The following is a 23,989-nucleotide window of genomic DNA, read 5'->3' as shown; positions in this document are numbered from 1 at the left end:
CGCGCTCTCGAGACGCCATCGATCGGTTTCATCTCTCCGCCTCTTGCCGAGTCGCATCCGCATGCTGGGGCAACTCCCGGACGAGTTCGAGGACGTCGTCGGGAAGGAGCTGTCCTAACGTTCCACAGGAGTACACGCTGATCACGACCTTCCCGTCGGGATCCAGCACGAATCCGGTTGTCTGCAGCTGGGGCGGGTCCATGGTGACGAACGCTCCGGTCGTGGCGGCGATCTGCCCCACATCGGTGCTGTGTCCGATCGGAAAGGTCAGGCCATAGCGCGACACGAGCTCCGTGATCATTGGCTCCTCGTCCGCAGTCAGCGCGACGACGGCGATATCCACGGCGGACAGGCGCCGTAGGCCGCGCTGGAACGCACGCAGCTGCTCTACGCAGGACCTGCAGCTTGCCCCGCGTGAGAAGAGGACCACGCTGTACTGCCCGGCGAATTCGGCAGGGATCGTTCGGCGTGGTCCTCCCACCTCGACCAGTTCAAGAGGGGGGAACGCATCACCGCCACGCAGCAATGACATCAGCGGACGACTCCTGACGGGGCCAGTCCGTTGCCATGGAAGCTGTCTGGTTCAATCTCAATGCCGGTCATCTGGCGGCCTCTTTTCGTCGGTGATTGCGTCTTCAGCGTTTCGCGCTTGAGTGCTTCTTGCGTATCTACAACCCCACCCACTCCGATCTGCCGTCGGTGAAGTGCTGGTGCTTCCAGATCGGAACCTCTGCCTTGATCGCGTCGACGAGCTTCCCGCACGCGGCGAAGGCCTCCGCCCGGTGTGGAGCGGCGACGACCGCGACCAGTGCGACGTCGCCGATCTCGAGGTGCCCGATGCGGTGAGCGGCGACGACATCGCAGTTCGTGGCTTGCGCGATCCTCGCGCACACGTCGATGAGGACTCGTTCTGCGTCGGGGTGCGCCTCGTAGTCGAGAGACCCGACATCCTCTCCGTGGTCATGGTCGCGCACGATGCCTTCGAAGGTGACCACCGCCCCGTTCTTCCTGCTGCGTATCCGTGTCTCCAGCCACGTCTTGTCCAGTGGTGCGGTGGTGACGGAACCGATCGGCTCAGGCATGTCCGCCACCGGCCAGCTGGTCGTGCAGGTGCGGCAGGAGCGGTTCCAGCGCGAGGAGGCCGTCTTGTACGCCGCGTGGCGATCCGGGCAGATTGATGACGATTGTGCGTCCGGCGATCCCCGCAAGCGCTCTGCTGAGCGAGGCTGTCGGAGTCGTCGTACGGCCCGCTGCCCGAATGGCCTCGGCGACGCCGGGAAGTGCTCTCTGGATCACCGCGCTCGTTGCCTCGGGCGTGCGGTCCTCGGGATGCACACCGGTGCCGCCGGTCGTGATGATCAATGCCGGCTCGCGGGTGAGAGCATCCGCGAGCGCCCGATGGATATCCGCGTCAGCGACGACCACGGGTTCGTCTGCCTCATACCCGCGGTCGCGAAGCCAACCTGAGATCGCCGGCCCGGTGAGGTCATCGCGCGATCCGGCCGCGGTGCTCGTGGACGAGACGATCACGACCGCGTGTCCGCGCTCTGTGGGCTCAGGTGCGTCTGCAACCCAATGCCCGCGCTTGCCCCCGGTCTTCTCGATGAGGCGGATGTCTCCGAGTACTGCGGCCGGATCGACGGATTTGATCATGTCGTGCAGGGCGAGACCGGCGACGGCGACAGCGGTGAGGGCTTCCATCTCGGCGCCGGTCTTCGCCGTAGCTGCGACCGCGGCCCGAATCTGCACCGATGAGGTGCTGAGCTCGAAATCGACGGTGACGGACTCCAGGGGCAGCGTGTGCGCGAGGGGCACGAGCTCGCTGGTGCGTTTGGCGCCCTGGATGCCCGCGATCCGCGCTGTCGGGAGCGCGTCTGCTTTGCTTAGTTGGTTGGTGGCGAGCAGCTCCAGCACTGCCGGTGTCGTGTCGAGACGGCCGGTCGCGATCGCCGTGCGACGAGTGATCGCCTTCCCGCCGATGTCGATCATCCGCGACCGGCCTTGATCGTCGAGGTGCGGCAGTTCGTTCATAGATTCCAGGTCTCCACGCGTGTCCCGATGTCGAGGGTGACGGCATCGATCGGGACATCGATGAGCACGTCGGATGCCGCCATGGCGGCGACAAGGTGCGAGGAGGCTCCGCCCAGCGGTGCGACCCGGCCTTCAGGCAACGCCACGCCGCGGCGGAACTGCCGTTTGCCGGTGACAGAGGTGAGAGGTTCGGCCAGGGTCCGTGGCTCGGGTCGGCGTGCAGGCAAGCCTGCTGTCTCGCGGAGGATCGGCTCGATGAAGAGCATGAATGACAGCTGCGCGGACACGGGGTTGCCGGGGAAGCACACCACGGGAACGTCTTTGTAGAGGGCGGTGGCCTGCGGGCCTCCGGGCTGCATTGCGAGGGTATCGATGTGTGCCCCGAGGGGCTCCAGGAACTCCCTCACAACTTCGTAGCTGCCTGCCGAGATGCCTCCGCTGGTGAGCACGATCTCGGCTCCCGCCGCGTACGAGGCGTCCAGGGCGCGCGCGAAGGCGGCCGTGTCGTCGACGACACGATGCTCATCGGCCAGGAAGGCACCGGCGGACCGCACCGCTGCGGCGAGCGCGGGGCCGTTGGCGTCGTAGATCTGGCCGGGAGCCAGAGGTTCACCGGGGGTGGCCAGTTCGCTTCCTGTCGAGATCACCGCGACACGAACTTGCGAGCGAACGGGGATGGAGTCCAGTCCGGCGGCTGCGAGTGCCGCGAGGTGGCGGGGAGCGAGCCGGAGGCCGGAAGGCAGTAGAGGATCACCGGCGGCGAGGTCAGAGCCGGCTTCTCGTACGAACTCTCCGGCGTCCGGTTTCCGCGTGAACGTCACTGTCGCGTCGTGGACGGTGGCATGTTCGACAGGGACGACCGCGTCGGCATCGTCCGGGATCGGCGCACCGGTCATGACCCGGACGGCATGGCCGGGGTCAAGCGGCGCAGGTGTTCCGGGGGCGGCGGGGATCTCACCCCGCAGCGGCAGACTGCGTGGTGTCCGCGCAAGGTCGGTCACACGGACGGCGAAGCCGTCCATCTGTGAGTTCCGGAACGGGGGCAGAGCTATCGGAGTCCGTACGGGGTGGGCGAGCACCCGATCCAGTGCACGAGTCAGGGCGACCTGCTCGACGGTGCGCTGACTCACGGCGCTCAGGAGCGCGCGGACTCGGGCTGTGTGTGCGGCGACCGGTGTGCGGAGCATGTCAATACCTGCTCGCCGTGGGATCGACGCGGACTGCCCAGGCGTCGACTCCTCCGGTGAGATGCCGCACATCAGAGAATCCGAGTTGGAGAAGCAGATCGAGCGCCTGACGCGAGCGTCCGCCGCGGTGACAGTACAGCACCACCGGATTACCGGTGCCGAGTTCTCGAGTCCGACTGGCAAGCTCGCCCAGGGGGATCAGCACGCTCCCCGGGATCGACGTGATCTCGGCTTCCCACGGTTCTCGCACATCGACGAGCAGCGGCGGTTCGGACGTCATGAGCAGGTCGCGCAGTTCTTCGGGGGAGACATCATTCTGATCCGAGGGCTGCGGAGCGGGCGTCGCGGTCTGCACTGCGGCGCGCGTGGATTCGTCACGCCGGTAGACGATCTCGCGGGTGCGACCGGTGCGGGCGTCGTACGCAGCGACCCGACCGATCAACGGGTCTCCGATGCCGGTGAGCAGCTTGAGCGCCTCGGTCGCCATGAAGGCCCCGATGACGGCGCAGACGCTCGGCAGCACGCCGATCACGTCGCAGGTGTCCGCATCGGAATCGGAGCCGTGCGGGAACAAGTCGCGGTAATCGGTGCCCCTGGCATCCCACGCCACTCCGGCCTGACCGGCGTATCCCAGCGCCGATCCCCACACCAGCGGGATGCCGCATTCAGCGGCAACACGGTCTGCCAGCAGCACCGTCGCGGGATTGTCGCTGGCATCGACGAGGACATCCACACCGTGCAGCAGATCCTCAGCTGTCACAGCGTCGAAACGCCTATCAACGGCGCGCACCTCAGCATCAGGAGCAAGCGCCGCGAGCCTCGTGGCGGCCGAGGCAGCTTTGCCGCGGCCGACGTCACCCGGCGTGTGCATCGTCTGCCGGTGCAGATTGGATTCGGCAACAGTGTCGTCATCGACGATCGTGAGCGTGCCGACGCCGGCAGCAGCAAGGACCGGCAATAGGGTGCTCGCCAAGCCGCCCGCGCCTATCACGAGCACATGCGCTCTCGCCAGGCGCTCCTGAGCGGGCACACCGAACTCCGCGAGGACGCGCTGCCTCTGAAAGATCGGCGAGAGCGGATCGACTGGCATGTCCTCAGGCTAGGGAGCCGGCCCCAGCAGACGAGGCCGGGAGCGTCGAGACAGCAGGGAGCAGACAAACTCCCGCAGTCGCAGACCATTCCCACGAGCTCGGCTGCGGGAGGGTTGAGACAGGTCGCGGACTTCGTTCGCCTGACCAGCCGATTCCCAGAGGAGTTCCTGTCTTGCGCGCCCCTTCTCTTCTTGCCGCGTTCGCCGCCATCCTTCTGCTCGCCGGCTGCTCATCGCCCGGCGCAATAGACGATGAGTCCGATGCCGGAGCGGGCGATGATGACATGATCTCCGGAACGGTGACGGTGTTGGCCGCCGCGTCCTTGACCGACGTGATGGACGTCCTCGCGGAGAGATTCGAGGATGCGAACGCGGATGTCGACATCGCCGCTAGCTACGGCGGGTCGTCGGCGCTTGCCGAGCAGATCATCTCTGGTGCTCCGACTGACGTGTTCTTCTCGGCGAATGAGGCGACGATGCAGTCCGTCGTTGATGCTGGCTTGGCGGTCGACCCGGGAGTGCTGGTCACCAACACACTGCAGATCGCGGTTCCCGTGGGAAATCCCGCCGGGATCACCGGTCTCGCCGACTTCGCCCGGCCCGAACTGACGATCGCATTGTGCGATACCGCAGTGCCGTGCGGGTCTGCAGCGCAGTCGCTGCTCGACCTATCCGGAGTCCAGGCCCAACCGGACACTCTCGAGGAGGATGTCCGCGCCGCTCTGACGAAAGTCTCTCTCGGTGAGGTCGACGCCGCGCTGGTCTACGTGACCGACGTCGTCGCAGCAGGAAGTGCCGTAGAGGGCATCGACGTGCCCGAGGCGCAGCAGGTGATCAACAAGTACCCGCTCACCCTTCTCGCCGAGGCGACGAACCCGGACGCCGCGCAGGCATTCATCGACTTCCTCCGCTCGGATGAGGCACGTCAGGTCTTCGAGGATGCCGGCTTCGCGGCCCCGTGAACGGCTGCAGCCGGTCGTCCTCGCTCTCGGCGTAGTCGGTCTCGCGCTGCTCGTTCTGCCGCTGCTCGGACTGATCCTGCGCGCACCCTGGGGTGATCTCGCCGGGCTGTTCGTCCGACAGGAGGTTCTGCAGGCTCTGGGGCTGTCGTTGCTCACGGCGACGTTGTCGACCGGCCTCAGCCTCGTCCTCGGTATCCCGCTGGCGGTGCTGCTGAGCCGTTCCGTTCGCTGGCGGGTGTTGCCGCGGCGCCTCTTGCGTGCGGCGATCACCGTCCCGCTGGTGCTGCCTCCCGTCGTCGGCGGCATCGCTTTGCTTCTCCTGCTGGGTCGGCGCGGACTCCTCGGGCAATGGCTCACGCAGGTTGGCGTCACCATCCCTTTCACCACCGGCGCCGTCGTGCTCGCGCAGACGTTCGTGGCTATGCCCTTCCTCGTTTTCGCCGTCGAAGGCGCGCTGCGATCGGCAGACCGTCGCAGCGAGACTGCGGCTGCTTCGCTGGGTGCCAGCCCGTGGCAGATCTTTCGTCTCGTGACCGTACCGCTGACGGCACCCGGGATCGCGGCCGGTGCCGTGCTCTGCTTCGCCCGCGCGCTTGGCGAGTTCGGCGCGACCATCACGTTCGCGGGCTCCTTCCCGGGTGTGACGCGCACACTCCCGATTGCTTCCTATCTCGCGATGAACTCCGACCCCGACACCGCGATCGCACTCGCCCTCGTGCTGCTTGCCGTATCGCTGAGCGTTCTCCTCGCGCTCCGCGACCGATGGCTGCCAGGAACCGTATGACTGCACAGCTGACGATCTCCGCACGTATTCGACGCCCCGCTTTCGACGTGATCATCGAACTCAGAGCAGAGCCCGGCCGTGTACTCGCGGTTGTCGGTCCGAACGGGGCCGGAAAAACCAGCATCCTCGCAGCGATCGCGGGTTTCACGGAGGTGGACGGGGCAGTGCGGCTCGGAGACAGGGACCTGGCATCCCTTCCCGCCGCGCAGCGTGGAATCGGCGTCATGTTCCAAGACCTGCTCCTCTTCCCGCACCTGACGGTGCGCGAGAACGTCGCCTTCTCCGCCAGAGCCCGCGGCAGCAGGTGGCCCGCGGCCCGGCGCAGCGCAGATCGTTGGCTGTCCCGCTTCGGCTTGATCGACCTGGCGGAGAGATACCCGGGCGCACTCTCCGGCGGGCAGGCACAGCGCGTAGCGCTGGCTCGTGCCCTCGCATCCGAACCGAAAGCACTGCTCCTCGACGAACCGCTCGCGGCTCTGGACGTGGAGTTCCGCGACGAGGTGCGTGCCGACCTCGGCGTGCATCTGCGTGAGTTCGGCGGACCGACGATCCTCGTCACTCATGACCGCGAAGACGTCGATGCGCTTGCCGACGAGATCGTCGTCCTCGATGCAGGGCGCATCGTGCAGCAAGGAGCTCTCGCCGACGTGACTCGAAAACCTGCCACAGCATGGGCTGCTCGATTCGTGGGAAAGAGGGACGCAGATGATGCCGAACGCGGATAACGACTTCCTCTTGGGGCTGGCCGGAGTATCGGGCACGATGCTCGGCACGTTCATCGTGGGCGTGTTCTTCTACATCGACTCGGAGATGCATCGTCGGCTGGCGGCATCGGAGGCCGCGGACCGGTACTTTCGCTCATCGATTCGCTGGGTGTTCACGGCGTACTCCATCCCTCTGCTCGTCCCGCTCGCGCTCGCGTCACTTGATGCTCTCTGGGGCGCGCTGAGCTTCATCGCCCTCGGCATCCTCTTGGTCGCGATGACCGTCGAAACGGGGCGGCGCATCCTCGCGAGAGGCGGGGCCGGCTCCTCTCGCTCTCTCGTAGTGAACGAATGGGCCTCGAGCTTCGGCATCGTCATCGCCATGGTCCTGCCGTGGACACTGGGCGGCTGGGTGCCCGCACCGGATGACTTCGTGCCCTCACTGCTCATCCTTCTCGCATGCGGTTTCGCGAGCACCGCGGCGCTGGTCATGACGCAGTTCGATGCGACGATGGGCATGGTTGACGCCGGGATGAGAGACAGGGACGGCGCAGAACCGGACGATCCGGCAGATCGCTGAGTCGGATTACTGCCGAGCCTCGATGGGAGAGGTGTTCTGACGTCTACTGCTCGTCTTCGTCGAAGGCTATGCGTGCTCGTTCGATGGCCGGCAGTTGCTCATCCGCCCAGGCGATGAGCGCGTCAACTGGCGCCCGTAACGTCTTGCCCAGCGTCGTGATCCGGTACTCGACGGACACCGGACGTGTGCTGATGACCCGACGTTGCACGACACCGTTCCGCTCCAGCCTTCGCAACGTCGCCGTGAGGGATTTCTGCGTCACGCCGGGTATGGCACGTCGTAAAGCGTTGAATCGAGACGGCCGTTCGCACAATTCGTTGAGGACGCTGAGCGACCACTTATCGAGCACCTGGTCGAGCAACTCGCGGTGCGGCGCTGCGATACGCAGCTCGTCCTCGCGCACGGCGGTATCGCCCATGTAACCAGGTCTCCTTGAAGTGTCTTTCGCCTACCAGGTATCAATGGTAAACCACTACGGACGAACAGGACCTTCCATGTCAGTTGCACGCTTCAGCCCTGCCGGCCTTCAGCCCGGCACGCCCTACGATCATGTCGCCGTCGGCACCGGTACGCGCCATCTGCACATCAGCGGGCAGGTCGCCCGCAGCGCAGAGGGAGAGCCCCTCGCGGCCGGGGACCTCGCAGGCCAGGTCGCGGAGGTGCTGCGCAACACCGCTCGCGCGCTCACCGGCGCGGGCGCGTCCTTCGAGGATGTGCTTCGGATGACGTTCTACGTCACCGACTGGGCACCTGAGAGGATCGCGCCCTTCATGGACGGGATCGCGCGCGTCGCTGAGGAGCTGGAACTGCCGCAGCCCCTGCCGCCTGCGTCCCTCATCGGGGTCGACTACCTCTTCGAGCCCGACGTTCTCGTCGAGCTCGAAGTCACCGCGATTCTCGACTAGCTCGTCTCGTTCGCTGGCACGGCGTAACACTCGGGGCGCCTCTCACCGGATCGGTGAGAGGCGCCCCTCGGGACATCGGTCAGGCGGCGACGTGTGACACGAGGAACCAGCGGTCCTTGTCGAGTCCGCGCTGGATCTCGATCGCGACGTCCTGGCTGGTCAGGTCGATGCCGTCGAGGCCATCGACCGCTGCGCGGACATCGGCGAGGAGACTGTCGATGTCCGCGATCACGGCATGCACGAGGTCGTCTGAGCTCGCGAATCCCGCCGGGACGCTTGTGACGGCGCCCTTCTCGGCGACAGCGCTCACACGGGCGTCGAGCGGGAGCCCGAGCGCGACGATGCGTTCCGCCGCCGCGTCGGCGAAATCGCCCGCGTTGCTCGCGATGGTGTCCAGCAACTCGTGGACGCCGACGAAGTTCGCGCCGCGCACGTGCCAGTGCGCCTGCTTGGCGTTGATCGTCAGTGCCTGAAGGCCGAGCACGACGGGCGTGAGGAACTGCGCGGTCGCGACAACCGCCGTCGGGTCGCTCGCGGTCGTGGCGATGGTGTCTGTGCTGCTCATATCAATCGTTCTCCCTGCTCGTTGGTTTCTTGATTCGGTGGACTCGGTCACGATCGGATGTCTGCGCCGGCTGGCTCTGATGCGGTTCGGGCTCGGAGGGCGGGGATGACGTCTTGTCCGATCTCTTCCATGACGTCCTCGACATCTCTGCGTCCCGGCCGCAGCACCAGGTTGATGTGCGCGATCCCTGCCGAGGCCAGTCCCGTGAGGTAATCGGTGAGACCGGTGGTGCCGACCCGTGCGCCGAGGCGGATGGGCTCGAAGGGTGCATCCGGGTTCTCAGCGAGGTCGAGGTAGAGGTTCGTCATGAACGGCTTGAGCGATATCGCCCGCCACTGCGCGGCGACGGCGCGCATCTGCGGGCCTGCACGGTGGTAGGTCATGTGCGCGTCGAGATTCTCGGCCGCCCACGCCGGGGACTGCTGCGCGCCACCGATCCCGATCAGTGGAATCGTCCCGTCCACAGGGGCGGGCAGGAACGAGTCCTGATCGATCCGGCCCTGCGCCGCCTGCTCCCAGATCTCACGCATGACACGCACGCCTTCGCGGTAGGTCTCTCCACGGCGATCGAAATCGGCTCCGAAGAACGGGTACTCGCCCGGCCTGTCGCCCGAGGCGAGGCCGAGCAGCAGCCGCCCACCGGAGAGAGCGTCGACGGTGGCGGCCTCCTTTGCCAGCGTCACAGGGTGCCGCAGCGGGAGCACAATCCCTGCCGTGCCGAGCAATATGCGCTCGGTCGATGCGGCGAGGTAGCCGAGGTAGGGGATGGGGTCGAAGATCTGTCCGGCATCGCCGAAGTCACGCGGTCGCCACATCGGCACGTCCCGGAGCCAAAGGGCCTGGAATCCGAGCCGGTCGGCGAGCTGTGCCCTCTCCTGATGCCGGGTCAGATCAGGGAAGAGACCCTGACCCGAGACATCTCGTCGAGCGAGGTCGTTGTCCAGGGGCAGCTCGATCCCGAGGGACAAGCCGTCCTTGGTGAGTGAGTCTAGAGCGGTCATGGCATGGTCCGTTCAGTACCAGGAGGGCTTGTCGCCGTCGGTGCCGGGCTTGTTCACGCCGAGCGAGGCGCCGACGCTGTCGGCCGGGTTCTTGGCGAGTTCGGCGACGAGCGCGCCGACGCTCTTGCGGGACACCTCGGTGCCCTGGAAGGGCTCATCCTTCTGGGTCAGCTCGTAGTCGACCTCGTCGTCATCTGACAGCCAGGCGGGACGGATGATCGTGTAGTCGAGGTCGGACTCCTCGATCACTTTCGCGGCGGCGCTGTAGGTCTGCAGGTATCCGCCGTCGAGCATCCGGTGGTTCCACTTGCCGTACTCGCCGGGCACCTCGTCGTAGATGCCGAGGGTGGATATCCAGATCAACCGTCGCGTTCCCGCGGCGGTCAGCGCTGCGACGACGGCGCGGGCCTGAGCTTCGATGTCGCCCCCGCCGAGGTTCGCGTACACGATGTCTTGCCCCGTGACGGTACGCGTGAGGAGGTCTTCATCGAGGACGTCGCCCTCGATCACCTGGACGCGGTCGGCGGGCACGTCAGCCAGGCTCCCCGGGCGACGCAGGTACAGGGTCAGCTCGTTGGCAGGCTCTTCCAGCAGTGCGGCGATGGCGTGTCTTGCGATACGTCCGCCGGCTCCGAGCACGGTGATCTTCGTCATGATCTTCTTCTTTCGTTTGTGTGGTCTTGGGGATGGTCAGCGGTTCACGTCGACGACGATCCGGCCGCGGACGCGCCCGTCCAGAAGGTCATCGGCAACGGAGAGGGCCTCGCTCAGGCCAACCTCGCGGCTCATAGCGGGCAGCAGGTCCAGGTCAAGCTCTGCGGCCAGGCGGTTCCACGCTGCGACGCGCTTGTCGTGAGGTTGGGTGACGCTGTTGATGCCGAGCAGACGCACCCCGCGTAGAATGAACGGCGCGACGGTGGCGGGTAGATCCATGCCCTGTGCGTTCCCGCATGCGGCGACGGCGCCGCCCGCCTTCGTCCCGGCACAGGCATTGGCGAGGGTATGGCTGCCGACGGAGTCGATCGCAGCCGCCCAGCGCTCTTTGCCGAGCGGCCGGCCGGGCTCGGATAGCTCTGTCCGGTCGATGATCGTCGTAGCGCCGAGGCGGCGCAGGTAGTCGGCTTCAGCGGGACGGCCGGTCGACGCGACGACCGAGTAGCCGCCGCATGCCAGCAGCGCGATCGCGAACCCGCCGACCCCACCGTTCGCGCCCGTGACGAGGACGTCACCCGAATCAGTGGTGAGGCCATGCGATTCGAGGGTCATGAGGGAGAGCATCGCCGTGTATCCGGCCGTGCCGATCGACATCGCCTGCCGCTCCGAGATCGCATCAGGAACCGGCACGAGCCAGTCCGCACTCACGCGAGCTCGCTGGGCGAGGCCGCCCCAGTGCGTCTCGCCGATGCCCCACCCATTCACCAGCACCCGGTCACCAGGCGCATAGGAGGGACTGTCGCTGTGTTCCACGACCCCGGCGAGGTCGATCCCGGGCACCATCGGGAAGCGACGCACGACCGGCGCCTTCCCCGTGATCGCGAGGGCATCCTTGTAGTTCAGACCGCTGTACGACACGCGAACCGTGACGTCCCCGTCGGGTAGCTCGCTGTCGTCGAGTTCGCGCAGCGTTGCCTGGTATCCGGCGTCGGCCTTGGCGATGGAGATTGCGCTGAACATCATGCTCCCTCGGGACGGAAACGGATGGATGCGAGGAAGCCGGCGAAGAAGACGCCCATCGGTCGGACGTCGCGGGTCAGGCGGGCGCGAAGGATCGCGCCTTCCCAGCCCACCCAGAAGAAGGACGCCAGCTCGTCGCAGTCGGAGCCGGGCGGGATCTCGTCTGCGTCTGCGGCCAGTCGCAGGCACGCCGCGACGCGACGCTCCCAGTCGCGCAGCACGTCTTCGAGCGCTTCACGGTAGCCCTCGGGAAGGGTGGAGACCTCTTGGCCGAGATTGCCGACCAGGCAACCTCGTTCGAAGTCATGTCGCACCATGCCGGCCTTGGCGTCGTTCACAAACCGCGCCAGGCGTTCCAGCGGAGATGGGCCCTCTTCGAGCAGCCATCGGTCGAGCTTGCGGGCGAAGTAGCCCGCATACCGGTGCAGCACCTCGAACCCGAACGCGTCCTTGCTGTCGAAGTAGTGGTAGAAGGAGCCCTTCGGCACGCCGACGCGCTTCAGGACCGTGTCGATGCCGGTCGCGCTGATGCCCTGCATCGTCAGCACCGCCATGCCGCAACGCAGCAGCGCCTCGCGCGTGTCCCCGTGCTCGCGAGGGATCTTCGGGGGGCGTCCCCGGCGGGGTCGAGCTGCGATGTCGGTCATGACAGCGAATTTAGACCGACCGTCTCTAAATATCTACGAGTGAGCGCAGAGCATGCAGAGATCGGCTAATCGGGGCAGGGATCGGCCACTGGCTGGCGGGGCGCGTCAGGTGGGATCGCTGCCGATGGCCGCCATGGCGTGATCGAGGACGGCTGCGAGTGGCAGGGCTCCGTCTCCTTGAGCCCACGCGGCGATCGCGGCGTCGAGATATCCGAACGTCGCGGCGATCAAAGCCCCCGGGCGGGGGTCGCGGGGGTCGTCCGACTGGTTGCCCAGTCGGCGTGAGACCTCGGGGCCGAGCGTGTCGCGCCAACTCGCGACCTTTGTCGCGTGGTGCACGGCGAGAGCCTGCGTGCCGGTGAGCATCTGTGCGACGCGCATCGCGCGGTCGGGGTCCGTGCTGTAGATCGCGAGCAGTGGATCGAGCGAACGGCGCAGTGCGGTCCACGGCGTCTCAACCTCGGGGCGCTTCTCCAGTGCCTCGCGCATCTCCTCGCCGAAGCCGATTACTCGCCTGAGCAGTGCCTGTTCCTTCGTCGGGAAGTAGCGGAAGAACGAGCTGCGGGAGACTCCTGCAGCAATGCAGATGTCGTCAACTGTCGTGCTCTCGTATCCGCGGTCCGCGAAGAGCTCGAAGGCTGTCTCCGCGACATGGTTCGCCACCGCGCTTCGCGCAAGAGCCCGAGCGGTCGGTCGAACAGGTGGGCGAGGATCCTCAAGCATGCCACTCATGCTACTGTCATCCCGAAACTGGAACTACAGTGTCATGTAGGGGACTACAGTCCCGGGAAGGCGGGCTGCAGGATGCCCACACGAAAAGTCATCGTCATCACGGGAGCCAGTGACGGCATCGGCGCGGCAGCGGCCCGCGCCCTCTCCGCACGGGGCCATCGGATCGTTCTCGTGGGACGCAGCCGCGAGAAGACGCAGCGGATTGCGCAAGAGCTCGAGCAGGAGTTCCACGTGGCAGACTTCGCAGAACTCGAGCAGGTGCGCGCGCTTGCGCACCTGCTCCTCGAACGTCACCCGCGCATCGATGTCCTGGCCAACAACGCCGGTGGCGTGTTCGGCAGGAACCGGCAACTGACCATCGACGGGCATGAAGTTACCTTCCAGGTGAACTATCTCGCACCATTCCTTTTGACGAGCCTGCTCATGGAGAGGCTGATCGAATCCCGCGCTTCGGTCATCAACACCTCGAGCGTCGCGAACCGCGCTTATGGGCGCATCGACCTCGCGAACCTGAACGGTCAGAAGCGGTACAGCCCCGTTACCGCGTACGGCAACGCAAAGCTCGCGCAGATCCTGTTCACCAGGGAACTGCACCACCGCTACGCAGACCGCGGCCTGGCCAGTGCCGCGTTCCACCCAGGCAACATCGCGACCAGTTTCTCCACCGAGGCCGGCGCCGGCCTCCGTCTCGTCTACCAGACCTGGATCGGACGGCGCATCCTCCAGACCCCGGACAAAGGCGCCGACACGCTCGTCTGGCTCGCAGACGCTGAAGCCGGAACCGACTACCCATCCGGCGAGTACTTCGTACGGCGTCGCGTCCGCCGAGCCAACCGCCAGGCCTACGACGAGACACTCGCGCGCGACCTCTGGGCGGCGAGCGAGCGCCTCCTTCACTCCCGATAGAGGAGGGGTGCAGGAGAGCGCGGCCTCACGTCAGAGGGAGCTGATCGATCACCCGGCGGCCCCTCTGGGCGGGCATCTTCCGCGCAAGCACTCAGGTAGTCGGCCACATCCGCTCGGGCGCCGAAACACCCAGCAGGCCGAGGCCGTTGCGCAGCACCTGTCCGGTGGCGTCGTTCAGCCACAGACGCGTGCGGTGCACGCTCTCGATCGGGTCATCGCCGAGCGGAGTGATGCGGCAGTTGTCGTACCAGCGGTGGTACAGGCCGGCGAGCTCCTCCAGGTAGCGGGCAACGCGGTGCGGCTCGCGCACCTCGGCGGCGAACGCCACGACGCGCGGGAACTCCTGCAGAGCGCCGAGCAGCGCCGACTCGGTCTCGTGCGTGAGCAGCTCGGGGGCGAACTTGGAGCGGTCGACGCCCGCGTCGGCGGCGTTGCGGGCCACGTTGTGCGTGCGGGCGTGCGCGTACTGCACGTAGAACACGGGGTTGTCGTTCGTGCGCTTGCGCAGCAGGTCGGGGTCGAGCGACAGCGGCGAGTCGGCCGGGTAGCGCGCGAGCGAGTAGCGCAGCGCGTCGGTGCCGAGCCACTCGCGCAGGTCATCGAGCTCGATGATGTTGCCCGCGCGCTTCGAGAGCTTGGCACCGCCGATCGAGACGAGCTGGCCGATCAGGATCTCGACGTCCTTCTCGGGGTCCTCGCCCACCGCACCCGCGAGCGCCTTGAGGCGGTGCACATAGCCGTGGTGATCGGCGCCGAGCAGGTAGATCTTGTGCGCGAACCCCCGGTCGCCCTTGTTCAGGTAGTACGCGGCGTCGGCGGCGAAGTAGGTGTACTCGCCGCTGGAGCGGCGGATGACGCGATCCTTGTCGTCGCCGAAGTCCGTCGTGCGCACCCACACCGCGCCGTCCCGGTCGAAGACGTAGCCCTGCGCGCGCAGCCGGTCCACGGCGCGGTCGACGAGGCCCGGCCCTCCCGCCTCGCCCGCGGCATGCAGCACGCGCTCCGAGAACCACACGTCGAAGTGCACGTTGAATTTCGCGAGCGAGCCTTCGATCTCCGTCAGCTGCAGCGCGTACGCGTCATCGCGCGCGGCGACGAGCTGCTCGTCGGCCGGCAGGCTCAGGATGTCCGGACGCGCCTCGAGCACGCGACGACCGAGCTCCGTCACGTACTCGCCCGGGTAACCGCCCTCGGGCGTGGACTCGCCCTTTATCGCGGCCAGCACGGAGGCGCCGAAGCGGTCCATCTGCACGCCGGCATCGTTGATGTAGAACTCGCGCGCCAGCGTCGCGCCCGAGAACTGCAGCACCCGGCCGATGCTGTCGCCCAGCGCGGCCCAGCGGGTGTGGCCGATGTGCAGCGGGCCCGTGGGGTTCGCGCTCACGAACTCGAGGTTGATCGTGTTGCCGATCTGCGTGTCGTTGCGGCCGTAGTCGACGCCCGCCTCGACGATCGTCTTCGCGAGAGCGCCCGCGGCTCCCGCCTCGACGCGGATGTTGATGAAGCCAGGTCCCGCCACCTGGACCGACGCGATGCCGTCGGCCGAGGCGAGCTCCTCGGCGATCTCCCGCGCCAGCTCGTACGGGTCCGCACCGAGACGCTTGGCGATCTTCATGGCGATGCTGCTGGCCCAGTCACCATGATCGCGGTTCCGTGGACGTTCCAGCACAATGTCGGTGGCGCTGAGAACGAGCGCTTTCTCCGGGCATCGCCGCGCGGCGATCGGCGCGACGACGGCGAGGAGAGCGGCGGCGAGACCCTTTGTCACCCCGGGGACCACCCGCGTAGGAATGCGAGAACCTTTGCGTCAGGCATCTCACAGGCCCGGAGGCAGTCAGCGTCCTGAGTCCGGTACACATTGGCGCTGACTAGATCATTTCCCCCTAGGGCGTGTCTCCCATATGGGTTGTGATTGACGCGCGATTCTGGGTACATGGCTTCGGTTGTGGATTCTCGGACGCGTCGATTGACGGATGCGCAGTGGGCGTTGATCGCGCCGTTGTTGCCGTCGAACGTGGGGCGTCGTGGGCACCCATTCGGTGATGATCGCCGGGTCGTGGACGGGATCATCTACCGGTTCCGGACCTCGACGCCGTGGCGGGATGTGCCGCGAGGCGAGTTCGGCCCGTGGCAGACGATCTGGAAGCGGCACCGCCGGTATGCCGGAGACGGGACATGGGATCGGGTGCTGCAGGCGCTGCTCTCGCAGGCAGACGTGGCGGGCCTGATCGATTGGGATGTGTCGGTGGATGCGACGATCGCGCGTGCGCATCAGCACGCGACGAACACCACCCGCCCTGACCAGGACACAGGGGGCACGATCGAATCACAAGAATCTGCGGCTGGATAAGGTCGAACCCGCCGGTCACGGTATCGGTCGCTCGCGGGGCGGGCTGACCACGAAGATCCATCACGCCGTCGACGGGAACGGTCTGCCGTTGGCGATCGTGGTCACCGGCGGGCAACGCAACGACGGGGCGATGCTCGAGCAGGTCCTTGACGACATCCGTGTTCCCCGGATCGGCGGCGGGCGCCCCCGCGCCCGGCCGGACGCGGTCCTCGCGGACAAAGCCTATGGGTCCGGCGTGAACCGGCGCATGCTCCGCGCCCGTGGCATCCGGGTCGTGATCCCCGAGAAGAGCGATCAGATCGCCACCCGCAAACGCAAGGGCAGCAAGGGCGGCAGGCCGCCCGCATTCGATGCCGAGGCCTACAAAGACCGCAACGTCGTCGAGCGGTCCTTCGCACTCGTCAAGCAATGGCGCGGCATCGCCACCCGCTACGACAAGCTCGCCATCACCTACCGCTCCGGCGCAGTGCTCCACGCCGTCCTCACCTGGGCCACCCTATTGGGAGACACGCCCTAGTTCCTCGGCGTAGATGCTGACGCTTCGTCCGCCTGCGTGCTCCGTTCGAGCTAGTCCGTAGGGACGTCCGTTGTAGACAACACGGGTCCAGCCTATTGGCACCCGGTCGAGCAGCGTGGAAAGGGGCTCACTGCAACGCTCGCCGCGCTGTGGTCGAGTGAGAGCATCCGTGTTGCTTCGCTCGCTGGGGCTTCGCCTGCTTTGCGAATTCAGATTCCCGGTTACGTGGCCCGGGCTAGTCACGTTCAATGTGTCCACCGTCCTCACGGCCTCGCCGGACAGCGTAGGGCCGCCCTGTAGACCACCCTAGACGCAGACTGGACCCCAAAGACCAAAAGTTGCGTATGTCGCGTCTGACCTCCCGCACATCAGCGAACTCGACGCGCCCGCCGGATCGACTGGCCCTCCGCTGCGCAGTGCACAAGGCGTCGGTCTCCGACGCGGTGCCGCTCAGATGCTCTGACGAGTCACCACAGGTTCGCTCTGCTGCGGTCGCCCGATGACGGGGCGGGGCGTGCCCAACTCTCGTACCCGCTCGCCGACGGCCTGCGCCACCTTCCTTGTACCGGCTACCGTGGCGTCCCGCACAGCCCGGTGCAGTCTCTCCTGCCCGTGACTGATCGCGTCCGCGGCACGTTGGCTGCTGTGTCGCATCAGTTCCGATGCGGGCATCCACGTCAGCCGCGAACGATCCTTCACCTGAGCGGCGATGCGCTCCCGACGCGCCGCCAACGCCGGGTCCGACAAGCGAGCCAGCGCGTCCGAATCCCTTTGCGCCGTCTCCACATGCTCCGGCCCGGCCGTTCGTTCAGACGCCACAGTCACTACTGAATCCCTGCCATCCTGCTTCAGCGGGATGTACCGCTCGTCGTCAGCCGTGTTCATGATTCCTCCTCTTTCTCCACTGCGGTCTCGGACCGCTTCTCGACTGATTTCAGCCACCGTCCGACGGTCGTCGGATGGACACCGAGCTCGAACGCGATCTGTCGGTTCGACAGACCCCGCTTGCTCAATCGGATCGCCTCTTCAGGCCCGCCCATATCCGCGGGCGCCCGGCTCGGCGTAGATGATGCCGCGTGCGTGTCTTCCGCTGTGACTGCTGTGCTCACTGTTCCGGACGCCAACGCTCGAACCGGCGTACGCTCCAACCTCCCTTCCTGCATCAGGGTCGTGGCCGGGACGACATCGGCATCCTCACCGACGGTCGGCACGGCGCGGCGGTAGCGGCCCAGCTCCACGGTCAAGTGCGTGGCCGCAAGCAGTACGATCGGTGGCACCGATGCCACGAGTGCCGCCACTATGCCGGGCACGGTGTCGTCAGCGGCGACCAGTGCGTGCGTGATGTTCGCCGTGATCGACACCAGCGCCGCCCCGGCCAACAGCAGCCATGGATACCGGGTCGCCGCCCGCCCATACGGTGACAAGGCGACCACCGACATCGTCGCGATGACGATTACCCCGTCCACGATCAACGGCCATACCCACGCGAGCCCCACCGCGGTGCCCGCGCGGGACGCGAGGTCCGCGAGCGCGGTGAACGATAGCCAGAACGCGCCGACTCCCAGCAGCACCGTGCCGATGATCGAGGCACCGACGACCCAGGCACCCATCCGACGCTGCGGCGTACCCGTCACAGCGCCGGCACGGAGACGTCGACCGTCGCCGTCGTGCGCACCGGAGTCGCCGTACCCAACTCCACCGTCCGGGCCCGCGACGTATCCCGTTCAGCGTCGGGGCCGGTGCGGTCAAGCCCGGGCGGGTACCCATCGCCGATGCCCGCATCCGGCAGCTTGTCGAGGATTTCCAGTGCCACGCGACGCACCCGCTCGCCGGTCTCGCGCACCACGTCCACGGGTTCCTTGTCCGCCACCGACTGCGCCCACGTCGCGACGTAGGGAATCGTGTAGTCGCTGGTGTCCATGCCGTGCGCCGCGCCGATCATCATCGCCACCGACTCCGCTTCTACCTCTCGGATGCCTCGATGATGGGTGACGGCCTCAGCCGGGTCGTGCATGCGGACGTGCCCGAGTTCGTGCGCCAGCGTCTTCACCCGCGCTGCATCGTCCATGTCCGCGCGAACTGCGACAACCTTCGTGTCGTAGATCGTCACGCCATTCGCTCCCCAGATGGAAGTCGCATCCACCGCGTCCTGCAACTCGAATCCCTCCGTCGCGACCTGGGCGGCGAGCCCCGCCCACAGCCCGGCCGGCGCCTCTCCTTCGAGCAGCCGCGGCATTGGCCGCTCCGGGATCTCCGACCCGCTGGTCTGCGTCACATCCCACACGTAGGCGGGCTTCACGTTGACGATCCTCGAACGCACCACCTCGCCTGCTGCAGGTTTCTCCCGGGCTTGCAGTCTGCGCCACGACATCGGATCGGAGGGATCTTTCGACGCGAATCGCCCCATCACCGGGGCGTAGATCATGTACCCGGATTGGCCCTTGTCGACCGACCGGTCGAGTTGTTTCCACTGGTTGAACCCCGCTACGTACGTCGGCACCGGCGTCGATACTCGTCCCTGTTCGTATGCGTCGGTGTGCTGGGCGTAGATCAGCAGTGTGTTCCGAAAACTCCGAGATCTGAACCGGGCCGCGAACTCGATTGCCCTCTTCCAATCCTCACCCGTCGTCAGCCCCGCGACGGCAGTCTCGAGCTTCTCCGCCATCTCGTCGAGCTTGGCTTCACGCGCCGCCTGCACCTCGGCCGGTGAACGTCTCATTCGGGCCACTCAGACCACCGCCTTCACGTCCGCACCGACCACGCTCGGATCGGCTATTCGTGAGGACAGGTGCGCGCGTCACACCCCACAAGTCCGTGCTGGAGGTGACCTCGGGAACCTGCTGCTGTCCCGCGAGTAACCATCCCGGGTGCCCGGCACTCCCGAGCCGCCATCGCCCTCTCGCTACTCTCCGCCGCTCATCCTGTTCGCCGTCGCGTGTCCAGATTCCTCCCGAGTTGCGGGCTGGCGCTGTCGCCGCTTCTGCACGGAAAGTCAGGCGGTCACCGCTGACGCGGTGGCAGCACTGGTTGGGCAATCCTGCGGATTGCCTTTCGGCTGCTTGATTGTGCGGGACCATTCCCTTCTGCGCAAGGCACGCAAAAAATCTCCCCGATAGTAGATCTCCTTCCCCTGGCGTGGGGGAGGAGATTTTTTGACTCTTCGGCCTTGCGCATTCATTCCTGGCCCCTTTTCTCGGCATGTGCCGAAAGGCAATGGCAGGGAGGGAACAGCCACACCACCGGGTGTGACGGCCCTCCGGGATTCAGGAAAGGAACCGAAAGCCATGACCATCATCGACACCACCCCGACCCAGGCCGCAGACCTCACCCCCGCCCAGGAGGCCGTGCAAGGACCGGAGGTTCGCCGGATCAGCCCCCACGCCCTCGTCGTGGAGGACAACATCCGCTCACAGGTCGACCTCGACCGGGCATTCGTCAACTCGATCAAGCTCCACGGCGTGATCGTGCCCATCCTCGCTCACCCCGACCAGGACGGAAACATCATCGTCCGCGACGGCCAGCGCCGCACCCTCGCCGCCCGCGAGGCAGACGCCGAGGACGTGCCCGTCTACGTCGTGGACGCCTCCGACGAGAAGCGCATCCGCATCATCCAGCAGTACATCACCAATGAACACCGCGCAGGCCTCACCGACACCGACCGGGCCGAGGCATGGCGGCAGTTGGCGCTGGACGGGATGAGCGTCACCGCGATCGCCAAGCAGACCGGCACCAAGCGCACCACCGTCAAGACCGGTCTTGCCGTCGCCGAAAGCGACATCGCCAAGACCGCCGTCACCCAGCACGCCCTCACCCTCGACCAGGCACTCATACTCACCGAGTTCGAGGACGACCCGGACGCGCTGGCCGAACTCACCAGCATCGCCGCACGCGACCCGGAATCGTTCGACCACTACGCCCAGCGGCACCTGGACGACAAGGCCACCAAGGAGGAAATCGCGGCCCTGCGCGCCCAGTACGAAGCAGACGGATACATCGTCGTGGACTACCCGGCATGGGGCGACGAGGACGTGGCGTTCTTCCATGACCTCCTCACCGCCGACGGCGAGCGCGTCACCGAGGAGAACTACGCCGGGAAGGACGGGCACGCCGTCGCTATCGGGGAGCGGTGGGGGAGCATCGACGTCGCGCACGTCGTTGTGAACTGGCGTGAGCACGGCCTGACCTCCATCCGGCACAGCCAGCCCACCACCCGATCCGGGGCGATGACCGAGGAGGAGAAGGCCGAACGTCGCCGCGTCGTCGCGAACAACAAGGCATGGGTCAGCGCGGAGAAGGTGCGCCGCGCATGGGTGACCAAGTTGCTCGGCCGGAAGCGTCTGCCCTCTCAGGCGCTCGCGTTCGCGGCAACCGTGATCGCGGACAGCCGTTACGAGGTCGCCCGCGCCGCAAACGACGGGCACGACATGGCCGCGACCCTCCTGGGCCTCGACGGTCAGCGCCACTACGGGCAGCCGCACCCCATCGCCGCGATGACCCAGGCCACCCCGACCAAGGCCGGACACGCACTGCTCGCCGTCGCACTCGGCGCTATGGAAGCGGCAACCGACAAGAACAGTTGGCGCAACCCCAACGAGTCCATCCGCCAGTACCTCGACCAGCTCGCCGCATGGGGATACACCCTCTCCGACGTCGAAACCCTCATCACCGACCCCGACAGCGCCACCCCCGGCGAGGACGCTCCGACCCCCACCGAGGAAACGGATGCCGCCGACGAGGAGAGCGGCACGGACGAGGACGAGGCAACCAGTGACGCCGACGACGAGGAGAACGGGCCGGAGGACGTGACCGCGCTCGAGAACCCCGCCGACGACGAGGAGCCGTCCACCGAGACGGACGCCGCCGACGCCACCGAGGCACGCGGCACAGACGAGGACAACGCGACCGACGCTGGGGCCGAGGTCGCAGACGCCGCCTGACCCGCCGTCAATAACCACAGGGGCCGGCCATCGCATCGCCGTCGGTGACCGGCCCCGCTCCCTCTTTCCGTTTCGCGACCTCACAGGAGCAGACATCATGAGCACCCAGATTCTCGACCGCATCACCGCCGACCCCGACCAGCAGGAACGCTACGCACGCATCGCGCTGGCCTGTCTGACCATCCCCGGCGAACCGAACCCGCCCGCCGTCCGTCTCACCGGCACCAACGGCCCCGCCGTCGTCCAGCACACCCTCGATACGCTCCCGCCCGCCATCGCAGAACAGACCGTGATCGACGCCCTCGACAGCGCCGCAGACGGCACCCACCGGGTACTCATCCCCACGGACCCGGAATGGCCCACCGGGCTCGACGACCTCGGCACGGAACGCCCCGTCGCTCTCTGGGCATCCGGAGACCTCGACCTCCTCACCGGCACCCCCGCCCGAGCCGTGACGATCACCGGAGCCAGAGCCGCCACGAGCTACGGCGACCACGCCGCCGCCGAACTCGCCCACGACCTCACCAGTACCGGGCGCAGCATCATCACCGGAGGCGCGTACGGGATCGACGCCGTCGCCACCCGCGCAACCCTCGCCGCATCCGGACACCCCATCGTCGTCCTCGCATCCGGCATCGACCGCCCCTACCCGGCAGGCAACACCGGCCTGCTACATCAGGTCACCGAGCAGGGCCTCGTGCTCACCGAGACCCCGCCGAGTGTTGCACCGACCCGCTCCCGGTTCGTTGCACGCACCCGCATCCTTGCAGCGCTCGCCGCTGCAACCGTGATCGTGGAAGCCGGAGCGCGCTCGGGCGCACCCCAGGTCGCGCACACCGCGCACCGCCTCGCGCGCACCGTGGGAGCAGTGCCCGGCCCGATCACGAGCACCACCAGCACGGGATGCCACCTCCTCATCCAAGCGGGCATCGCCCGCCTCATCACCAGCGCCGACGACCTCGCCCCCACCGTGGACGAGTAACCGCCAGCACCCCCGGACGGCGCCGACCGCGTTACCAAGCCACGGTCGGCACCGCCCGAACCCCTCTCACACCGCACCCTGCGCCCGACCCTCGCCGCCAGCACCATGACCAGCCCACGCACCCAGCACCCGGCGCCAGCTCCGCCTCCGCTCGACCCGAAACCGGCCCCGCGGACCTCCTCCACCACGCTCCGCACCCGCTCTTCTCACAGTCGGATACACGTCTTGCATTTACACGCCGATCGAGCATTATTGCGGCAGAAGCCTCTTCCGCGCCCGCGTCGATGCGACCTCGCCGCCGCTACGCAGCGATCCCGCTCTCGCTCGATAAAACAGCCGACACCGCACGCGCGCCCGCGCCTGAAACTTGCCGAGACATCGACCCGGGCCCGAGAAATCACCACGCGCGCAACTCCACAGCTCGCGCTACGGCCGAACAGGGATCGAGCCTCACCACCACCGGCGCTCACACCGCCGACAACGGCGACCGGAGCCGAAACACCCCGGCACCGCGCCCGCCATACGCGATGGCGAGGCGAACGTGCTCCGCAACACGCACGCGCACAACAGCCCGCACATCACACCCGCAACACGAAGCCCCCGCAGCATGTTGCACACAGCAAAGGCCCCGGCAGCTCCAAGCGTGCTGCACGCCTCGCGCCCGCACATCCGCGACCTGTAACATCCCTGCACGGACCCGATGCACCGCAAGAAGGAAGCCCTAGCGGCACCATGCAACACCCGGTACCATCGACAGCACCCGGCGGGCAATTACATGCTTCAGGATTCAGGACGCACCATCGGTGCGAAGGGGCCCAGCCACCAACAACACAACCGAGCACGAATGTGCTCGACCGTTGAAGGAGGCCCCTGATGTTCCTCATCTCACTCGCCATGCGCCCCGCCGCCGCCGTCTACAACTGGTGCCAGCGGTGGCTCCCCAGCAATCGACTCGTCACGCTCCTACGCACGCGGCGAGGCTACCGTTGGGGCGTGCCCGCCGTGCTCCTCGGCGCCCTGTACTTCGTCGTCGGGATCGGCTGCTACGGTGCTGTCCGCCTCGGACATACCGAATGGCTCTACCTCGGCATGCTCGTCTTCTGGTGGACCGCCCTCAAACTCGCCGTCCACGGCGTGACGGCGACCATCCGTCTCCTCATCGCCCGCGGCCACGAGAACCTCGCCGTCCGCGCCGCCATCCGCAACGAACGCCGCATCGCCGTCGCAGAAGGTCGAACGGCGCCGACCCACACCGTCGCCGAACGCCGCCGCATTACCGGTGACGTAAGGCACAGGGCCTTGACCCGCGATCGTGGACACGGTGTCGGTTCGGTTATGCCGCTTCCGCGAGGGTAGCGGATGTGGTCGCCGTGTAGGCGGTCTCGTAGCCGTTCGGGGTGATTTGGCCGATCGCGGAGTGGCGTCGGCGTGTGTT

Annotated in this window: 26 protein-coding genes; 10 read left to right on the top strand and 16 right to left on the bottom strand. The window is 67.0% G+C overall.

From position 1 onward, the window contains the following. Positions 1-28: 28 nt before the first annotated feature. The 5 genes from ACHFGS_RS12220 to ACHFGS_RS12200 form a co-directional block, all read right to left on the bottom strand. Positions 29-532, bottom strand: a complete 504-nt coding sequence (locus tag ACHFGS_RS12220) for a peroxiredoxin (RefSeq protein ID WP_074040877.1) — start codon at positions 530-532, stop codon at positions 29-31. 136 nt (positions 533-668) lie between these two features. Beyond that, complete coding sequence (locus tag ACHFGS_RS12215) at positions 669-1,082, bottom strand: molybdenum cofactor biosynthesis protein MoaE (protein WP_074040893.1); 414 nt, start codon at positions 1,080-1,082, stop codon at positions 669-671. Then, entirely contained in the window at positions 1,075-2,031 is a 957-nt protein-coding gene (gene moaCB / locus ACHFGS_RS12210) for a bifunctional molybdenum cofactor biosynthesis protein MoaC/MoaB (RefSeq protein ID WP_074040876.1), read from the bottom strand. Before moaCB ends, ACHFGS_RS12215 begins: the two co-directional genes overlap by 8 nt. Next, entirely contained in the window at positions 2,028-3,218 is a 1,191-nt protein-coding gene (gene glp, locus ACHFGS_RS12205) for a gephyrin-like molybdotransferase Glp (protein ID WP_074040875.1), read from the bottom strand. Before glp ends, moaCB begins: the two co-directional genes overlap by 4 nt. 1 nt (position 3,219) lies before the next feature. Then, positions 3,220-4,308 carry a ThiF family adenylyltransferase gene (locus ACHFGS_RS12200; RefSeq protein ID WP_074040874.1) on the bottom strand — a complete coding sequence of 363 codons (1,089 nt, stop codon included), beginning with the start codon at positions 4,306-4,308 and terminating at the stop codon, positions 3,220-3,222. Positions 4,309-4,481: 173 nt separating this feature from the next. Here ACHFGS_RS12200 and modA point away from each other — a divergent pair, with 173 nt between their 5' ends. The 4 genes from modA to ACHFGS_RS12180 are packed head-to-tail and all read left to right on the top strand — an operon-like array spanning position 4,482 to position 7,338. Then, the gene (gene modA, locus ACHFGS_RS12195; protein ID WP_074040873.1) at positions 4,482-5,270 is read left to right on the top strand and encodes a molybdate ABC transporter substrate-binding protein; all 789 of its coding nucleotides are present in this window, start codon (positions 4,482-4,484) and stop codon (positions 5,268-5,270) included. After that, on the top strand, positions 5,248-6,054 hold the full coding sequence (locus ACHFGS_RS12190) for an ABC transporter permease (protein WP_200829310.1): 807 nt from the start codon (positions 5,248-5,250) through the stop codon (positions 6,052-6,054). The genes modA and ACHFGS_RS12190 overlap by 23 nt, the downstream gene beginning before the upstream one ends. Then, a complete protein-coding gene (locus ACHFGS_RS12185) occupies positions 6,051-6,779 on the top strand; it encodes an ABC transporter ATP-binding protein (protein ID WP_160126272.1) in 729 nt (242 codons plus the stop codon). The genes ACHFGS_RS12190 and ACHFGS_RS12185 overlap by 4 nt, the downstream gene beginning before the upstream one ends. Beyond that, entirely contained in the window at positions 6,760-7,338 is a 579-nt protein-coding gene (locus tag ACHFGS_RS12180) for a hypothetical protein (RefSeq protein ID WP_143181275.1), read from the top strand. The genes ACHFGS_RS12185 and ACHFGS_RS12180 overlap by 20 nt, the downstream gene beginning before the upstream one ends. Before the next feature lie 43 nt (positions 7,339-7,381). Here ACHFGS_RS12180 and ACHFGS_RS12175 read toward each other — a convergent pair whose 3' ends face one another. Next, positions 7,382-7,756 carry a helix-turn-helix domain-containing protein gene (locus ACHFGS_RS12175; RefSeq protein WP_074040869.1) on the bottom strand — a complete coding sequence of 125 codons (375 nt, stop codon included), beginning with the start codon at positions 7,754-7,756 and terminating at the stop codon, positions 7,382-7,384. Positions 7,757-7,832: 76 nt separating this feature from the next. Here ACHFGS_RS12175 and ACHFGS_RS12170 point away from each other — a divergent pair, with 76 nt between their 5' ends. Then, positions 7,833-8,243 (top strand): RidA family protein, encoded by a 411-nt coding sequence (locus tag ACHFGS_RS12170; protein WP_074040868.1) that lies wholly within the window; start codon positions 7,833-7,835, stop codon positions 8,241-8,243. A 79-nt stretch (positions 8,244-8,322) separates the two neighbouring features. Here the strand turns inward: ACHFGS_RS12170 and ACHFGS_RS12165 are convergent, their stop codons facing one another. The 6 genes from ACHFGS_RS12165 to ACHFGS_RS12140 all read right to left on the bottom strand — a co-directional run bounded on the left by ACHFGS_RS12165 (position 8,323) and on the right by ACHFGS_RS12140 (position 12,793). Beyond that, a complete protein-coding gene (locus ACHFGS_RS12165; protein WP_074040867.1) occupies positions 8,323-8,808 on the bottom strand; it encodes a Dps family protein in 486 nt (161 codons plus the stop codon). Positions 8,809-8,855: 47 nt separating this feature from the next. After that, positions 8,856-9,809: a TIGR03571 family LLM class oxidoreductase gene (locus ACHFGS_RS12160; protein ID WP_074040866.1), complete on the bottom strand. Its 954-nt coding sequence runs from the start codon at positions 9,807-9,809 to the stop codon at positions 8,856-8,858. Between the two features lie 12 nt (positions 9,810-9,821). After that, positions 9,822-10,463, bottom strand: a complete 642-nt coding sequence (locus tag ACHFGS_RS12155; protein WP_074040865.1) for an SDR family oxidoreductase — start codon at positions 10,461-10,463, stop codon at positions 9,822-9,824. A gap of 36 nt (positions 10,464-10,499) precedes the next feature. Further along, the gene (locus ACHFGS_RS12150; protein WP_200829309.1) at positions 10,500-11,486 is read right to left on the bottom strand and encodes an MDR family oxidoreductase; all 987 of its coding nucleotides are present in this window, start codon (positions 11,484-11,486) and stop codon (positions 10,500-10,502) included. Next, entirely contained in the window at positions 11,483-12,130 is a 648-nt protein-coding gene (locus ACHFGS_RS12145; RefSeq protein ID WP_074040864.1) for a TetR/AcrR family transcriptional regulator, read from the bottom strand. Before ACHFGS_RS12145 ends, ACHFGS_RS12150 begins: the two co-directional genes overlap by 4 nt. Before the next feature lie 105 nt (positions 12,131-12,235). Then, positions 12,236-12,793: a TetR family transcriptional regulator gene (locus ACHFGS_RS12140; RefSeq protein WP_074040863.1), complete on the bottom strand. Its 558-nt coding sequence runs from the start codon at positions 12,791-12,793 to the stop codon at positions 12,236-12,238. A 141-nt stretch (positions 12,794-12,934) separates the two neighbouring features. On the opposite strand from ACHFGS_RS12140, the gene ACHFGS_RS12135 reads away from it, so the two are divergent. Further along, on the top strand, positions 12,935-13,768 hold the full coding sequence (locus ACHFGS_RS12135) for an SDR family NAD(P)-dependent oxidoreductase (protein WP_074040862.1): 834 nt from the start codon (positions 12,935-12,937) through the stop codon (positions 13,766-13,768). A 91-nt stretch (positions 13,769-13,859) separates the two neighbouring features. On the opposite strand, the gene argS is transcribed toward ACHFGS_RS12135, so the two are convergent. Continuing rightward, a complete protein-coding gene (argS, locus tag ACHFGS_RS12130) occupies positions 13,860-15,536 on the bottom strand; it encodes an arginine--tRNA ligase (protein ID WP_074040890.1) in 1,677 nt (558 codons plus the stop codon). A gap of 165 nt (positions 15,537-15,701) precedes the next feature. Between argS and ACHFGS_RS12125 the strand changes: the two genes are divergently transcribed. Beyond that, positions 15,702-16,635, top strand: a protein-coding gene (locus ACHFGS_RS12125; protein WP_394279154.1) for an IS5 family transposase whose coding sequence is annotated in 2 segments (ribosomal slippage) — positions 15,702-16,069 and positions 16,068-16,635 — 936 coding nt in all. Because the reading frame shifts where the segments join, the coding sequence is not laid out codon by codon here. A gap of 450 nt (positions 16,636-17,085) precedes the next feature. On the opposite strand, the gene ACHFGS_RS12120 is transcribed toward ACHFGS_RS12125, so the two are convergent. The 3 genes from ACHFGS_RS12120 to ACHFGS_RS12110 are packed head-to-tail and all read right to left on the bottom strand — an operon-like array spanning position 17,086 to position 19,300. Continuing rightward, positions 17,086-17,520, bottom strand: a complete 435-nt coding sequence (locus ACHFGS_RS12120; RefSeq protein WP_074040861.1) for a hypothetical protein — start codon at positions 17,518-17,520, stop codon at positions 17,086-17,088. Then, the gene (locus ACHFGS_RS12115) at positions 17,517-18,245 is read right to left on the bottom strand and encodes a DUF2637 domain-containing protein (protein WP_131941896.1); all 729 of its coding nucleotides are present in this window, start codon (positions 18,243-18,245) and stop codon (positions 17,517-17,519) included. Before ACHFGS_RS12115 ends, ACHFGS_RS12120 begins: the two co-directional genes overlap by 4 nt. 20 nt (positions 18,246-18,265) lie before the next feature. Continuing rightward, complete coding sequence (locus ACHFGS_RS12110) at positions 18,266-19,300, bottom strand: ArdC-like ssDNA-binding domain-containing protein (RefSeq protein WP_394279152.1); 1,035 nt, start codon at positions 19,298-19,300, stop codon at positions 18,266-18,268. 619 nt (positions 19,301-19,919) lie between these two features. Between ACHFGS_RS12110 and ACHFGS_RS12105 the strand changes: the two genes are divergently transcribed. From ACHFGS_RS12105 to ACHFGS_RS12095, 3 genes are all read left to right on the top strand, one after another. Continuing rightward, positions 19,920-21,572 carry a ParB N-terminal domain-containing protein gene (locus ACHFGS_RS12105; protein ID WP_074040859.1) on the top strand — a complete coding sequence of 551 codons (1,653 nt, stop codon included), beginning with the start codon at positions 19,920-19,922 and terminating at the stop codon, positions 21,570-21,572. A 97-nt stretch (positions 21,573-21,669) separates the two neighbouring features. After that, on the top strand, positions 21,670-22,554 hold the full coding sequence (locus tag ACHFGS_RS12100) for a DNA-processing protein DprA (RefSeq protein ID WP_074040858.1): 885 nt from the start codon (positions 21,670-21,672) through the stop codon (positions 22,552-22,554). An 873-nt stretch (positions 22,555-23,427) separates the two neighbouring features. Beyond that, positions 23,428-23,910, top strand: coding sequence for a hypothetical protein (locus ACHFGS_RS12095; RefSeq protein ID WP_394279166.1), 483 nt, complete (start codon positions 23,428-23,430; stop codon positions 23,908-23,910). Positions 23,911-23,989 lie beyond the last annotated feature (79 nt).

Source organism: Microbacterium sp. (assembly GCF_043427715.1).
In the GTDB taxonomy this organism is placed as follows: Bacteria; Actinomycetota; Actinomycetes; order Actinomycetales; family Microbacteriaceae; genus Microbacterium.
This window is presented reverse-complemented; position numbering and strand designations above follow the sequence as displayed.

Bases quoted from the DNA above. Each gene is read 5' to 3' on its own strand.
- ACHFGS_RS12145 (WP_074040864.1), bottom strand. From the start codon at position 12,130: ATGACCGACATCGCAGCTCGACCCCGCCGGGGACGCCCCCCGAAGATC.
- ACHFGS_RS12185 (WP_160126272.1), top strand. From the start codon at position 6,051: ATGACTGCACAGCTGACGATCTCCGCACGTATTCGACGCCCCGCTTTC.
- ACHFGS_RS12190 (WP_200829310.1), top strand. From the start codon at position 5,248: ATGCCGGCTTCGCGGCCCCGTGAACGGCTGCAGCCGGTCGTCCTCGCT.
- ACHFGS_RS12135 (WP_074040862.1), top strand. From the start codon at position 12,935: ATGCCCACACGAAAAGTCATCGTCATCACGGGAGCCAGTGACGGCATC.
- ACHFGS_RS12160 (WP_074040866.1), bottom strand. From the start codon at position 9,809: ATGACCGCTCTAGACTCACTCACCAAGGACGGCTTGTCCCTCGGGATC.
- ACHFGS_RS12095 (WP_394279166.1), top strand. From the start codon at position 23,428: ATGTTCCTCATCTCACTCGCCATGCGCCCCGCCGCCGCCGTCTACAAC.
- ACHFGS_RS12200 (WP_074040874.1), bottom strand. From the start codon at position 4,308: ATGCCAGTCGATCCGCTCTCGCCGATCTTTCAGAGGCAGCGCGTCCTC.
- glp (WP_074040875.1), bottom strand. From the start codon at position 3,218: ATGCTCCGCACACCGGTCGCCGCACACACAGCCCGAGTCCGCGCGCTC.
- moaCB (WP_074040876.1), bottom strand. From the start codon at position 2,031: ATGAACGAACTGCCGCACCTCGACGATCAAGGCCGGTCGCGGATGATC.
- ACHFGS_RS12100 (WP_074040858.1), top strand. From the start codon at position 21,670: ATGAGCACCCAGATTCTCGACCGCATCACCGCCGACCCCGACCAGCAG.
- ACHFGS_RS12155 (WP_074040865.1), bottom strand. From the start codon at position 10,463: ATGACGAAGATCACCGTGCTCGGAGCCGGCGGACGTATCGCAAGACAC.
- ACHFGS_RS12115 (WP_131941896.1), bottom strand. From the start codon at position 18,245: ATGGGTGCCTGGGTCGTCGGTGCCTCGATCATCGGCACGGTGCTGCTG.
- ACHFGS_RS12105 (WP_074040859.1), top strand. From the start codon at position 19,920: ATGACCATCATCGACACCACCCCGACCCAGGCCGCAGACCTCACCCCC.
- ACHFGS_RS12165 (WP_074040867.1), bottom strand. From the start codon at position 8,808: ATGAGCAGCACAGACACCATCGCCACGACCGCGAGCGACCCGACGGCG.
- ACHFGS_RS12120 (WP_074040861.1), bottom strand. From the start codon at position 17,520: ATGAACACGGCTGACGACGAGCGGTACATCCCGCTGAAGCAGGATGGC.
- ACHFGS_RS12150 (WP_200829309.1), bottom strand. From the start codon at position 11,486: ATGATGTTCAGCGCAATCTCCATCGCCAAGGCCGACGCCGGATACCAG.
- ACHFGS_RS12170 (WP_074040868.1), top strand. From the start codon at position 7,833: ATGTCAGTTGCACGCTTCAGCCCTGCCGGCCTTCAGCCCGGCACGCCC.
- ACHFGS_RS12215 (WP_074040893.1), bottom strand. From the start codon at position 1,082: ATGCCTGAGCCGATCGGTTCCGTCACCACCGCACCACTGGACAAGACG.
- ACHFGS_RS12175 (WP_074040869.1), bottom strand. From the start codon at position 7,756: ATGGGCGATACCGCCGTGCGCGAGGACGAGCTGCGTATCGCAGCGCCG.
- ACHFGS_RS12110 (WP_394279152.1), bottom strand. From the start codon at position 19,300: ATGGCGGAGAAGCTCGAGACTGCCGTCGCGGGGCTGACGACGGGTGAG.
- ACHFGS_RS12220 (WP_074040877.1), bottom strand. From the start codon at position 532: ATGTCATTGCTGCGTGGCGGTGATGCGTTCCCCCCTCTTGAACTGGTC.
- ACHFGS_RS12180 (WP_143181275.1), top strand. From the start codon at position 6,760: ATGATGCCGAACGCGGATAACGACTTCCTCTTGGGGCTGGCCGGAGTA.